This is a genomic window from Parasynechococcus marenigrum WH 8102 (assembly GCF_000195975.1).
GTDB classification, from domain to species: Bacteria; Cyanobacteriota; Cyanobacteriia; order PCC-6307; family Cyanobiaceae; genus Parasynechococcus; species Parasynechococcus marisnigri.
On sequence record NC_005070.1, the window covers coordinates 163,207 to 175,394 of the forward strand.

The 12,188-nt window shown below is 57.1% G+C and carries 11 protein-coding genes and 1 pseudogene; 9 read left to right on the forward strand and 3 right to left on the reverse strand.

Features of this window, described 5'->3' with window-relative positions:
* Positions 1–28: 28 nt before the first annotated feature.
* Positions 29–1,453 (reverse strand): NADP-dependent isocitrate dehydrogenase, encoded by a 1,425-nt coding sequence (locus tag TX72_RS00830; protein WP_011127042.1) that lies wholly within the window; start codon positions 1,451–1,453, stop codon positions 29–31.
* An 80-nt stretch (positions 1,454–1,533) separates the two neighbouring features.
* Between TX72_RS00830 and TX72_RS00835 the strand changes: the two genes are divergently transcribed.
* Positions 1,534–2,469 carry a glycosyltransferase family 2 protein gene (locus TX72_RS00835; RefSeq protein ID WP_042502773.1) on the forward strand — a complete coding sequence of 312 codons (936 nt, stop codon included), beginning with the start codon at positions 1,534–1,536 and terminating at the stop codon, positions 2,467–2,469.
* Here TX72_RS00835 and TX72_RS00840 read toward each other — a convergent pair.
* Positions 2,444–3,631: a ChbG/HpnK family deacetylase gene (locus tag TX72_RS00840; protein WP_011127044.1), complete on the reverse strand. Its 1,188-nt coding sequence runs from the start codon at positions 3,629–3,631 to the stop codon at positions 2,444–2,446. The genes TX72_RS00835 and TX72_RS00840 overlap by 26 nt on opposite strands.
* Positions 3,628–4,368, reverse strand: a complete 741-nt coding sequence (locus tag TX72_RS00845) for a 5'-methylthioadenosine/adenosylhomocysteine nucleosidase (RefSeq protein ID WP_011127045.1) — start codon at positions 4,366–4,368, stop codon at positions 3,628–3,630. The genes TX72_RS00840 and TX72_RS00845 overlap by 4 nt, the downstream gene beginning before the upstream one ends.
* A 79-nt stretch (positions 4,369–4,447) precedes the next feature.
* Here TX72_RS00845 and TX72_RS00850 point away from each other — a divergent pair, with 79 nt between their 5' ends.
* The 8 genes and pseudogenes from TX72_RS00850 to TX72_RS14920 all read left to right on the forward strand — a co-directional run.
* Entirely contained in the window at positions 4,448–4,891 is a 444-nt protein-coding gene (locus TX72_RS00850; protein WP_011127046.1) for a Tery_1686 family protein, read from the forward strand.
* A gap of 75 nt (positions 4,892–4,966) precedes the next feature.
* Positions 4,967–5,680 carry a biliverdin-producing heme oxygenase gene (locus tag TX72_RS00855; RefSeq protein ID WP_011127047.1) on the forward strand — a complete coding sequence of 238 codons (714 nt, stop codon included), beginning with the start codon at positions 4,967–4,969 and terminating at the stop codon, positions 5,678–5,680.
* Between the two features lie 3 nt (positions 5,681–5,683).
* Positions 5,684–6,727 (forward strand): glycosyltransferase, encoded by a 1,044-nt coding sequence (locus TX72_RS00860; protein WP_011127048.1) that lies wholly within the window; start codon positions 5,684–5,686, stop codon positions 6,725–6,727.
* A gap of 73 nt (positions 6,728–6,800) precedes the next feature.
* The gene (locus TX72_RS00865) at positions 6,801–8,618 is read left to right on the forward strand and encodes an ABC transporter ATP-binding protein (RefSeq protein WP_011127049.1); all 1,818 of its coding nucleotides are present in this window, start codon (positions 6,801–6,803) and stop codon (positions 8,616–8,618) included.
* Positions 8,619–9,800, forward strand: coding sequence for a glycosyltransferase family 1 protein (locus TX72_RS00870; RefSeq protein WP_011127050.1), 1,182 nt, complete (start codon positions 8,619–8,621; stop codon positions 9,798–9,800).
* A 35-nt stretch (positions 9,801–9,835) separates the two neighbouring features.
* Positions 9,836–10,789: a glycosyltransferase family 2 protein gene (locus TX72_RS12920; protein ID WP_225867748.1), complete on the forward strand. Its 954-nt coding sequence runs from the start codon at positions 9,836–9,838 to the stop codon at positions 10,787–10,789.
* Entirely contained in the window at positions 10,756–11,670 is a 915-nt protein-coding gene (locus TX72_RS00875) for a hypothetical protein (protein WP_148228737.1), read from the forward strand. The genes TX72_RS12920 and TX72_RS00875 overlap by 34 nt, the downstream gene beginning before the upstream one ends.
* Before the next feature lie 5 nt (positions 11,671–11,675).
* Positions 11,676–12,143, forward strand: a pseudogene (locus TX72_RS14920) (glycosyltransferase); the annotation flags it as partial.
* Between the last annotated feature and the right edge of the window lie 45 nt (positions 12,144–12,188).

Sequence of the window (12,188 nt, forward strand, 5' to 3'; positions counted from 1 at the left end):
CTCATTCGAGGGGGCTTTTTTGCCTTGCTCAGAATCGCTGGATAATCGCTTCAGCGAAGCCGCTGCAGCTCACAGGGTCCACCTGCGGTTCCATCAGCCTGGCCAGGTCGTAGGTGATTTGTTTGTCGGTAATGGCGGCACTCAGGCCTTTGGTCACCAGGTCTGCAGCCTCCTGCCAACCCAGGAATTCCAGCATCATCACGCCGCTGAGGATCACTGAACCGGGGTTGATGCGGTCGAGACCGGCATGTTTCGGGGCGGTGCCGTGGGTGGCTTCGAAGATGGCGGCGGTTTCGCCGATATTGGCGCCGGGGGCCATGCCCAGACCGCCCACCATGGCCGCGGCTGCATCGGAGATGTAGTCGCCATTGAGGTTGAGGGTGGCCAGGATCGAATACTCCTGAGGGCGGGTCTGGATCTGCTGGAAGATGCTGTCGGCGATGCGGTCATCCACCAGCACCATCGACCTCCACTTGCCGCCCCCATGGCTGCTGCCGATGGCATCGATCACGGCCTGCACTTCAGCATCGATGTCCGCTTTCTTCTCGGGGGTGAGGCTGTCGTAGCCCGGTTCAATCATCCGGGCGTTGGCCTGCACACTCAGTCCTGAATCCTTCTCGAGGTTGCCGAGGATCCAGCTCTCCCGCTCGGTGATGCACACGTCGCGGAACTCCGTGGTGGCCAGTTCGTAGCCCCAGTCGCGAAACGCACCTTCGGTGAATTTCATGATGTTGCCCTTGTGCACCAGGGTCACGTGGCGCTTGTTGCCCTCCAGGCGTAGGGCGTGCTGGATCGCTTTGCGGATGTGGCGCTGGCTGCCGTGTTTGCTCACCGGTTTGATGCCGATGCCGGAGCCTTCCGGGATCTGTCGTTTGCCCAGCTTGCCGTTGGCAGGAATCACCACCTCGTTGAGGTGCTTGCGCAGCTCCTGACCAACCGCGTCATCGGCCTCCCACTCAACTCCCATGTAGATGTCTTCGGTGTTCTCCCGGTAGACGATCACGTCCAGATCCTGGGGACGCTTGTGAGGACTGGGGGTGCCCTCGTAATAACGGCAAGGGCGCACGCAGGAGTAAAGATCGAAGATCTGGCGCAGGGCCACGTTCAGCGAACGGATGCCGCCACCCACGGGGGTGGTGAGGGGGCCCTTGATGGCCACGCCGTAGGTGCGGATCGCTTCGAGGGTGTCTTCGGGCAGGTACTGATAGGTGCCGTAGAGGTCGCAGGCCTCATCGCCGGCATACACCTTGAACCACTCGATGGTTTTAACTCCGCCATAGGCCTTTGCCACGGCGGCATCCAATACCTTCTGGGTGGCAGGCCAGATGTCTACGCCGGTCCCATCACCGCGGATGAAGGGAATGATCGGATTGTCGGCCACGACAGGTTGGCCGTTCTCGAAGCGAATCGGTGTGCCCTGGCTGGGGGCGGTGAGCTTCTCAAACTGGGCCATGGTGGTCGGTTGGGCGTCAGCAGGGCGAGCCTATGACTGAGCCGGGAGCCCTACGGTTCACTCATCACAGCCGGGTTGGCATGGGCAGCGAGCAGCTCTGGGTGGTGGCGGCTTGTTTCAACGAGGAGGCGGTGATCATCCGCTTCATCGAACGCGTCCTGGCCTTGCCTCAGGTGAGCCGGTTGTTGTTAATCGACGACGGCTCCTCCGATGCAACGGTTGCAGTGATTCGCGCTTGGCAGCAGTCCCATCCTGATCAGGGGCTGACGCTGCTGGAACTCACCCGGAATTTCGGCAAGGAAGCCGCCATGCTGGCGGGGCTGGATTTTGCCGATGGTCGTTGCGGCGCAGCCGTGTTGATCGACTCAGATCTGCAGCATCCTCCGGAACGCATCCCGGCAATGGTGAAGGCCTGGCAAGAGGGTGCTGAGGTGGTCACGGCTGTCCGCGATGACAGCGACGCCGAAGGCCTGATGAAAGTGGCCACCGCTTCTTGGTTTTACCGGGTGTTCAACCGCCTGGTGGATTCGATCCAGTTGCAGGAAGGCGCCGGCGATTTTCGGTTGCTCAGTGCCCCAGTGATCGAGGCAGTCATTCAGATGCGCGAGGCCACGCGTTTCTCCAAAGGGCTGATGCCATGGACGGGCTATCGCAGTGTCGAAATTCCCTACAGCCGCGTCGCGCGGGCTGGAGGTGCAACCTCCTGGAGCTCTCTCAAACTGTGGCGTTATGCCCTTGATGGGATCTTTTCGTTCTCGGTGAAGCCCCTCAAGGTGTGGGGGCTGATCGGCCTGCTGATATCCCTGTTCAGCTTTCTCTATGCAGCACTGATTGTGCTGCGAACCGTGGTCTTCGGCGTGGATCTGCCGGGCTATGCCTCGTTGATCGTGGCGATCCTCTTTCTCGGTGGAATCCAGCTGATCGGCATCGGTGTGCTTGGCGAGTACATCGGCCGGATTTACATCGACGTCAAGCGCCGGCCTCACTACTTCATCCGCGCGGTGTACGAGCCCTGAGGGCCTTCCATTCGTGTTGCCGCCAAGGTGAACTGAAAAATGCCGCTGAGCGATGAAACTGATGTTGCTCAAGCTGATCTTGGTTCACAGCGGCAGCAGGATGGGCCAGCAGTAGGTCGCCATCACCCAAGGAACGTTCAGCAACATCCAGGGCGGCACCTGTCATTTCTCCGGTGAACAGCACACCAGCAAAGCGCTGATTGCTGCCGATGCCAGCTGCCTTGAGCCTGCGCTGCGCCAGCCACGTGAGCGGTTGCAGCACCTGCCACTTGAGCAATCCGCCATCCCTGAGCGCTTTGATCCACAGCTTGAGGGGAAGGCCCTGTGGCAAGGACTCTGCGGTGGTGCGCACCCAGACGATCTCCGGTTGTTCCAGCACAACATCCAGCACCAGTGGCACGAGATGGATGTGCTGATGTCCGTCGAGCTGGATCTGGTGCTGACCGGTGAGCTGCTGAAACCGATGGATCTGCGCCTGAATCGATTGGACGATCTGATCCCGCAACGCACGACGTTTCGCCGGCAGCAGAGAACCCAGCAGCAGCTCGCCAAAACCTGCCGGTAGATCAGGACAGTTCTGTGGTTGGGGCCCTTCCGTGAGGCAGAGATGCAGAACCAGTGGCTGGGCCTTGGGTAAGCATCGCCAGGCCGCGGCGGCTGATTCAGCCGTTGCTCCTTCCACCAGCAGGCTGGCGCTGGTGAGACGTCCTGCTGTGGCCAGATCAAGGATGGCGGTGTCCACCCCAGGGGCGAGGCCAAGATCATCGGCGTGGATGGCAGGGTGTCCAGGGCGTTGACGGTGATGCAGAGCCCCGCGGGCTGCGCGGTTCCAGATCAGAGCGTTGAGCGCAGTGGGTGTGATCACCAGCACCACGGTTGGAGCATTCAGCAGTGGGAGCAGCGAGCAGACGCTGATGTTCGCGGCGTACTGCAGCAACAACCAACGCCGAGCGAAGCGTCGCCCTCCGGTCTCCTCCCGGAAGGTCACCAGGGCATGACCCAGATACCCCGCAATGGAGGCGGTGAGAAAGCCGATCGGGTTGGCCAGGCTGAGGGGGAGCCAAGACCCGAGGCTCAGCAGCACGGCTGCATGAATGGTGGCGGCGATGAGGCCGATGGCGCCGTAGCGCACCAGTCGGTTCAAGGCCGCCGGCAGGTTCATCGCGTCGACAACCGCTTGAGCAGCGCTTCGATCAGGCTCCAGGCCTGCTGCTCATAGACCTGCAGGAAGTCGCTGAAGCTCTGAGCTGCTGCCTCATCGGCACCGTCGGAGATCACCCGCAGCACCAGCCAGGGCACTCCTTCCTGCTGCGCCACCTGAGCCACGGCACCACCTTCCATTTCCACCGCCTGCAGATCCGGCAAGGCCGCTTTGAGCTCCTTCAGCACAACCGCATCACTAATGAACTGATCACCAGTGGCGATCAGTCCCGGGCGGACGGTTCCAAACCCCTTCAGCTCGCCGGCCTCCTGGGCAGCGTTCAGGGAGCGACTAGCCCAGGCCAGCCAGTCCGGATCGGGCTGCAGACGATCGCGGTTCAGCGGCGGCAGGGTGAAGCGGGGAAACAAGGGGCTGGCATTCATGTCGTGCTGGATCACGGCATCCGCTAGCACCACGTCCCATTGCTGCAGTGCGGCATCGGCCGCACCGGCCACCCCGGAGAAGAGCAGCAGATCCAGGTCTGGAGCCGCCGCCAACAGACGGGTTGCAGCCCTGGCTGCGCTCACCTTCCCCCACCCACTCCAGGCCAGGGTGAGTCGGACCCCATCGCCCCAGACACCCTGGTGCAGCGTTAGGTCGCCATGGTCAGTGCTGGTGAGCTGCCTGAGATGACTCAGATCCGAACCAATTTCCTCCGGCATGGCGCCAAGCAGGCCGATGTGCAACGGGCGTGTCATGGCTCTGTGAACCTGGCGCAACCGTAACGGCGACATCGACTGTTTCTCTTCAACATGCCTTCAGAGGAAAGGCAGTCCTTTGAACGCAGGCGAATCCGTGCGCAGTGTCGACCAGGCCCAGGCCCTGGCCTCGGTGATCACACTGGTGCGGCAGCGGTTTCCAGCGGCCAAGGCCAACCTCAAGCCCTGGCGGGATGACCCGCAGACCCGGCAGTGGTCAGAACAGGACAGTCTCGACCTCTCTTTTCATTTCCCTGGCTGGAGTCCACGACTGCAATGCCGGAGCCTGTTGATTCAGCTGCGGTTCTGTGCGGAGTCGGCCGAGGCTCAGCCTTCACTGTTGGGGGTGCTGATGCGGGGGATGACCTACGACGGTGAGCGCTGGCGTCTGGCCACCGTCGGGGAGTGGTTGCCAGAGGGCCCTCACCTGCCGCAACCGGATCAGGTGATCCAGCTGCAGATGATCTGCAGAGACCTATTTGAGCTGTTCAGCGGTTCAACCGCCGCAGATGAGGCGGCGTAACCCTTCGCAACGGGTTGAGGCCGTTCTTCAAGTTCTCCTTATAAGGTTTTTTCATTGGTTGACTGATCTCTCAGCATGTCTGTCGCTCTGGCTACCCAGCTCCGGGAAGGCACCAAGAAATCCCACACGATGGCCGAAAACACCGGCTTCGTGAGTTGCTTCCTCAAGGGAGTTGTGGACAAGGCCAGCTACCGCAAGCTGGTGGCTGATCTCTACTTCGTGTACACCGCAATGGAAGAGGAGATCTCCAAGCTGGGCGATCACCCCGTGGTCGGTCCGGTGGGCATGCAGGAGCTCAACCGACGTGATGCCCTGGAGCAGGATCTCGTCTTTTACTTCGGTGCTGGCTGGAAGGATCAGATTCAACCGTCTCCCTCAGCAGCGGCTTATGTGGAGCGGATCCATGCCGTGGCTCAGGAGTCACCGGAGTTGCTGGTGGGTCACCACTACACCCGCTACCTCGGCGACCTCTCCGGTGGCCAGATCCTCAAGAACATTGCCCAGAAGGCGATGAACATGGATGGAGATGATGGCCTCAACTTCTACGTCTTCAACGACATCGCCGACGAGAAGGCTTTCAAGACCACCTATCGCTCCACGATGGATGAGCTGCCTATCGATCAGGCGATGGCCGATCGGATCGTGGAAGAAGCCAATCACGCCTTCCACCTGAACATGAATATGTTCAAGGAACTGGAGGGCAACTTGGTGGCTGCCATCGGCAAAGTGCTGTTCGGTTTCCTGACCCGTCGCCAGCGCGCTGGCAGTACGGAGGCTGCGGCGGCCTGATTCGTGCTCACCACGCTCATCCGCGTGCTGGTCCCCGGCACCAGCACGCGGTTCCGTTGCGGTGGTCTGAGTGTGGAGCTGCAGACGGCACGACTGCTGTCGAGCCTCTGTGCAACGGAGCTGGTGACCTATATGGAGCGGCATCAGGATCATCCATTTCTGGACGATTTGCTCAGTGTTGAGCCTTCTCGGCGGGAGGTGCTGTGGATCGTCAGCTGGGGATTTGATGTTCCGGCATTGGTCCGTCGGTTACGGAGCCATCGCGTGGCTTATCACGCCCACAGCAGTGGGTATGGCTTCACGCTTCCCCCTGGGGTGCCGGTGCTGGCGGTGAGTCGCAACACCCTTGGCTACTGGGGTGATCGTTGCCCCCGCAACCCTTTATTGCTGGTGCCCAATGCCATCGAGCCCGGTTGGCTGGAACGAGGCGCCCGGGGTAGTGCGGAGCGCCGTCCAATCGATGTGTTGGTGCAGGCCCGCAAGAGTAGTCGGTACGTGTTGGATCAGCTGGTCCCTGCCTTGCGGCAGCAAGGGTTCAGGGTGGAGGTTCAAAGCGGCTGGGTCGATGACCTCGTTGATCTGTTCAACCGCTCCTGCGTTTATCTCTACGACTCAGCCGAGTACTGGCGAGGACGCGGCGTGACGGAGGGCTTTGGCTTACCACCGCTGGAGGCCATGGCCTGCGGTTGTGTGGTCTTCAGCAGCCTGAATCACGCTCTGGCCGACCACGGTGATCCGGGTCGGATGGTCCATCAGATCGGCTGCGGGCGCTTGGCCTTTGATGTGCGCCGGATCCAGCACGCCGTCCGCGATCCAGCTGGGTGGAGACCACCGGCAGCAGCTCTGAATGCTGTGCTGGAGGGGAGCTCAGAGGCGTCCCTGCTGCAGCGTTGGACGGTGGCTCTGGATCAGCTGGAGGCCCTGGACCTGGCTGAAGGTCCGCTGCTCAGCAGCCCACCCACCTGGTCGCTGAAGCTGCAGCAGCTCTGCCAACGGCTGCAGCGAGTGGTCGATCGGTTGCCCGGCTGGCCGATGTTCTCGAGATGAGAACCTGCAAGGGCCTTTATGGTTGGCGGATCAACGCCGATAAGTGGCGGGAGCATAAAGTCTTTTTGTGTCAATGCATCTGCGAAGCCAGACATGGACAGATTTGAGGAGACTTTTTAAGGAACTGCCTGCAAAAAGGGTTCGTTTCTTGGTCATTGTCCTAGTGGCTTCTTTTCTGCAGGGCTTGATGGATCTGGCCTTGGTGGGAATGATGACCCGTTTGGCCGGATTGATGGCTGGTGGCCGATTACAGGATCAGCTGCCAGGCGTGCGCGTGTTTGGTGGTGGCATTCTCGATCAGGCGGGATGGTTACTGTTCCTTCTGGCAGCGACCTTTTGGATTGCTTCTTTATCGCGCTTTGGTGTTGCGCTGCTGCAAAGCTTCCTGAGTGCAGAGATTTGGAACGATTTGGTTAATAAGGTGTATAGCAATTTAATGATGCAACGATATGAATTTTTTGCTGATAACCGCAGTGCGAACTTGGCGGAAAGTTTTAACCGTGTTTTGAATCGTGTCTCTAATTCTGTGATTGTGCCTCTTCTTGCTGTGGCAGGCAACGCCTTGTCGATCATCGTCCTCCTGGTTGGAGTGGTCTTCGCAATTGGTTGGTCGGCCGTATGGATGTTTGCCCTAATGTTCGCAGCATATGTTGTGGCATCGGCAATTGTTACTCCTTACATCAGGCGTGCTTCCAAGCAGCGAGTCCGTTATTCACGGCGGATTAATATGATTTTGATGGAGTCGCTGCGCTCGATGCGTGATGTTCATCTTTACTCGGCTGATAGATATTTTTTAGGAAGCTTTTCTAGAAATGGAATTGTGGCCAAGCGTTATGAACGTCTTGTCAAGCTTCTCCCCGATGTCCCCCGCTTCCTGATCGAGCCTGCGGCAATCACAATTTTGTTCGCGGCAGGTTTGGCGCCAGTAGTTTTGTCGGGGGACGTCTCTGACGTTCGTGATTCAGTGCCCTCTATCGTGGCAGTATTAATCACTTTGACGAGAATTTCTGCGCCACTTCAGAGTACATTCCGGAATTTGAATAAATTGCGTGGTGGGTTGCCTGATATAAAAGATTCCTTGGAGCTGTTGTCTCTTAAGCCCAAGAGACTTCTGTTGGATACTGATAGTGTTCCTACTCCTTCAGGAGTTATGCCTCGGCGCTCGATCCAATTGGATGACGTCACATTCAAGTTTAAGAGCGGAACGGCAGAAATTTTGCGCTCAATCTCGATTTCAATTCCCGTTGGATCTCGCGTTGCTTTGGTTGGGCGTACGGGAAGTGGTAAAACAACCTTGGCTCACATCTTGCTTGGCTTATATCAGCCGACCTCAGGAGTGTTGCGACTTGATGGTGTGGCTGTTTCTCCTGAGGAGATGCCGGCATGGCAGGCCAACTGTGCACTCGTGCCTCAGGATATTCGCTTGCTAGATAGCAGCCTGCGAGAAAATGTTGCTTTTGGTGTTAGCCCTGAACACATCGATGATGTACGAGTCTGGTCTGCTCTCGAATCAGCTCAATTTGATGAATCTGTGGCGGAGATGCCTCACGGGCTTTATAGCGTTATTGGCGAGGATGGGGTAAAGCTGTCCGGCGGCCAACGCCAACGACTTTCTCTGGCGAGGGCTTTCTACCGCGAAGCCAAAGTTTTGGTTTTGGATGAAGCAACGAGCGCTTTGGATAATCGCACTGAACACGATGTGATGCAAGCTCTCGACTTGATTGGACGTCGATGTACAACTATCGTGATCGCACATCGGCTTTCAACTGTTCGTAAGTGTGATCGGATTTATGAAGTTGACGGCGGTGTGATAAAGGCTCAAGGTGATTTCGAATACCTTTGCTCCGCTTCGGAAAGTTTTAGGGATATGAATAGATTGGAGTTAAGCTAAATGTTTGATCGGCCAGATATTCTCCTGTTGGCCACAGCGGATTGGGACCATCCCTTGTGGACCAACAAGCAGCATGTCGCCTGTTCTTTGTCGGCTCTTGGTCATCGTGTGCTTTACATTGAATCGCTTGGTATGCGAACGATTCAGCCCACTGGACGAGATTGGTATCGAGTTTGGAAGCGTCTGCGGCGTGCTTTGCAATCTCCAAGACAGGTACGGCCAAGAATTTGGATTTGTTCTCCTTTGGTTTGTCCCGGAGTCACAAAAGGCCTTCTATGTCAATTCAACCGCTGGCTTTTGAATGCAACATTGTGGTGGATGAGAATTCGGCTTGGCTTTCGAAGGCCGTGGTTGTGGACCTATAGCCCGCTCACCCTGAAGTTTTTGGATCCAGAGCAGTTCAGTTTGTGCGTCTATCACGCTGTTGATGCTGTACAGGAGCAGCCATGCATGCCCCGTGGGGATATTGAGCGACAGGAGAGATTGTTGTGTGCTGCGGTGGATCAGGTGTTTGTCACCTCACCTGAATTGCGTCGTCAGCTCACCCCGGTTTCCAGGCGGCTTCGCTTTGATCCCAATGTCGTCGATCAGGGGCATTTTGCGACGGCTATGACACTAAAAAAGGAAGACCTCCCAATTGATCTCACGGAGATACCCGAGCCAAGGGTCGGCTTTATTGGTGCAATCAGTACCTACAAGCTTGATGTTGCTTTGGTGGCTGCCATTGCTCGAGCACACCCTTCTTTGAACTTTGTGTTTATTGGTCCGCAAGGGGAGGGTGAGATGACCACTGACCTCTCTTTGTGGATGGATCGACCAAATATTCACCTACTGGGGCCAAGGCCCTACCAGGAGTTGCCGGGCTATTGCGCTGGGTTTCATTGTGGCTGGTTGCCTCTGCAGCGCAACGCCTACACCCAGGCAATGTTTCCTATGAAATTTTTTGAGTATCTCGCCGCTGGTTTGCCTGTTGTAGCGACATCGATTGACTCTCTTCAAGACTTTCAATCTGTTGCTTGGCTTTGTGAGCCAGAGCTAGATGAATTTTCTAAGGCTCTACTGGGGTGCATTCAGGGAGAGGGGCCAGCGCGGTCCACGCGCCTCGCCTTGGCACGTCAGCACACCTATACGGCGCGAATGGAGCGCATGATGCAAACCCTTCGGGACGGGGGATTGTTGTGAGCGAGGGCTCACTATCTAGGATCAGCATCCTGACGGTGTGTATGAATCGTCAGTTGCACCTTCGGCAGTCCGCGCAACATCTCTCGGCCTTGTCTCAGCATGATGAGCATCTGATTGTGGATTGGAGCAGTACTGCCCCACTGCTACGCAGTGAACTACCTTCCGACCCTCGGATCCGATTGCACCGCGTTGAAGGGGAATCGCAATGGAACCTGTGTCGGGCTTATAACTTTGCGGCGTCTCAATCGACTGGGACGATCCTTTTGAAGCTTGATGCTGATAGTTGGCTTGATCCAGCTCTCGATGTTGAACAGTTGCTGCAGCAAGCCCCCATTTGGTTGGGCGCCGGTTCCGGTGGCACGGCCGGTCAATGGTTGATGGAACGCGACGCTTTTGATGCTGTCGGAGGATTTAATGAACGAATGTTGAGTTGGGGTTTTGACGATAAGGATTTGCGCGCACGGCTGGTCTTACATTTTGGTCCTCAAGTGAAAACATTGCCGCCTGGCTCGCTTCATGCAATCCATCACAGTGATTCTGTGAGAATTGGTGGTCGCCTTGATCAGCCAACCAAGTCTTTTGTGCGTCACCAGGCTCTCGCGGCTCTCCGGGCTTCTCGGCTTAACAATCGCCTGGTTGCAGCTGAATGTCCCTGGGGGAGGACGTCGGTTTCGACCCAGTATCAGCATGTTCTTGGTCAGTCTTCAGACTCCGTTTGGCGTGCTGATAAAGAAACAATTCCACAGTTGCCATTGTCTGTCGACCGCTCCCTGCGGCAGCAACGTCGCCGGACTTTTTGGAATGTCTTGCTTGACATTCCCGATGTAGCGATAGCGCAGCTCCCTCTCAAGCTGCTTCCACCGGATTGTTCTGGTCAGTGGAGGGTGCGGTGGTGGCATTGGTTGTATTGGTCCACGGTCCGTCGGTTGTTGCTGCTCCCAGTTCTGATCTTGGCATGCCTGAAGGGCAGTGGTCGTTTGCTTCGATGATGGGATCTTGGCTACAGCGTGTTTGGCGTCGATGGCGTGGCTGGTGCCATCGCGGTCGTTGTTCTGAACTCAGTCATCAGATTGATGCTGCTCTGCAGAATCATGATCTTGCTCGCGCACTGAAAGGTTTAGAGCTGCAATTGTGCTTGGATTGTTCGCATCATGTGGAGCGTCTGCTCTTTGTGAGGCAGTCAAGGCCCGCGTCACAACAACTGAGTTTGAATTTATTCATGGCCATGGCCGATTTGCCTAACCTGCGTGATCATCATCGGTTTTATTTGCTGATCGCGACCATCCACAGCGCTTTGCAGCTTGATGATGCAGCTTGCCTCACTGAATTCAAGCCACGGCTAAGCCAAGCGGCCTGCTTGGAGCATGCTCCATCAAGGAAGCTGATCGTTTCAGGTCGGAATCGTGAGCATCCCTTCAAACAGCTGATTTCAGCACGTTCTTGTTTGCTTCAGGTGGCATTGCGTGATCAGAATATGGTGGCCTGTCAGAGAATTGCCTTCGCCAACCTTGAGTTGCTGGAAATGCTGCCATGGACCAAATTGCCGGCTGATGTTCTGTTGCGCAGCACCACAAATCTCGTCAAAGCGCTGTTGCCCTGTTGTGTGCTGGACCAGCAGCGCGGGCGTGTCCAGACGAGTTTGTCTCGTCTCGAACAGCAACTCAGTGGGGCACGTTTTGACGCGTTGCGTTCCTCCGCACGGGAAGACCACCTCCTCTTTTTGCGATCAGTTTTGGCTTGGTTGGATGCGGTCAAGACCAATGGCGAGAGCGTCGAATTGCTCAACCAGCTGCGTTCTTGGTTGCTGAGTAACGATGCATCTTCGGTTTGGGCCGGATCGCAGCAGTTGACTTGGATTGGGTTGGCTTAACGGGTATGGCGCGCGTTGCAGTCCATTTGCACCAACTCAGCCTCGGTGGTGCAGAGCGGATCACCGTGATGTGGTGCCAATGGTTGGTGGCGATGGGACATCACGTTCAGTTGTTTCTGGGCCAGTCGGATAAGAGTGAGTTTTTTGCGCCGCCCGCATCGGTGAAAATCATTCGTCGCCCCGCTGGGCTCTTGAGTGTGATCTGGCTGCGTCGATTGTTACTTCAGAATCCGCCGGATCTATGCATTGGGATCACAACGCGACCTGCTGTGAACCTCTTGTTGGCAAGTGTGGGGTGTCGGTGGCCAGTTGTGGTTGCAGAACGCAATTACCCTCCGTCGAACCCACAATCGTTGATTTGGTCATTGCTGCGCCGTTTGTTGTATCCGTCCGCTGCATTGCATGTGGTTCAGACGCAGCGGATTGCTGACTGGTTGCATCAATTAGGTCTGAGCTCCACGAGTGTTGTGCTGCCGAATCCAGTGGTTTGGCCCCTGCCCGTTCAGGATCCAATCCTG

What these genes read in the sequence shown, in the direction of transcription:
- TX72_RS00830 (WP_011127042.1), bottom strand. Translation starts at nt 1,453, where the DNA reads ATGGCCCAGTTTGAGAAGCTCACCGCCCCCAGCCAGGGCACACCGATT.
- TX72_RS00835 (WP_042502773.1), top strand. Translation starts at nt 1,534, where the DNA reads ATGGGCAGCGAGCAGCTCTGGGTGGTGGCGGCTTGTTTCAACGAGGAG.
- TX72_RS00840 (WP_011127044.1), bottom strand. Translation starts at nt 3,631, where the DNA reads ATGAACCTGCCGGCGGCCTTGAACCGACTGGTGCGCTACGGCGCCATC.
- TX72_RS00845 (WP_011127045.1), bottom strand. Translation starts at nt 4,368, where the DNA reads ATGACACGCCCGTTGCACATCGGCCTGCTTGGCGCCATGCCGGAGGAA.
- TX72_RS00855 (WP_011127047.1), top strand. Translation starts at nt 4,967, where the DNA reads ATGTCTGTCGCTCTGGCTACCCAGCTCCGGGAAGGCACCAAGAAATCC.
- TX72_RS00865 (WP_011127049.1), top strand. Translation starts at nt 6,801, where the DNA reads ATGCATCTGCGAAGCCAGACATGGACAGATTTGAGGAGACTTTTTAAG.
- TX72_RS00870 (WP_011127050.1), top strand. Translation starts at nt 8,619, where the DNA reads ATGTTTGATCGGCCAGATATTCTCCTGTTGGCCACAGCGGATTGGGAC.
- TX72_RS00875 (WP_148228737.1), top strand. Translation starts at nt 10,756, where the DNA reads ATGCCTGAAGGGCAGTGGTCGTTTGCTTCGATGATGGGATCTTGGCTA.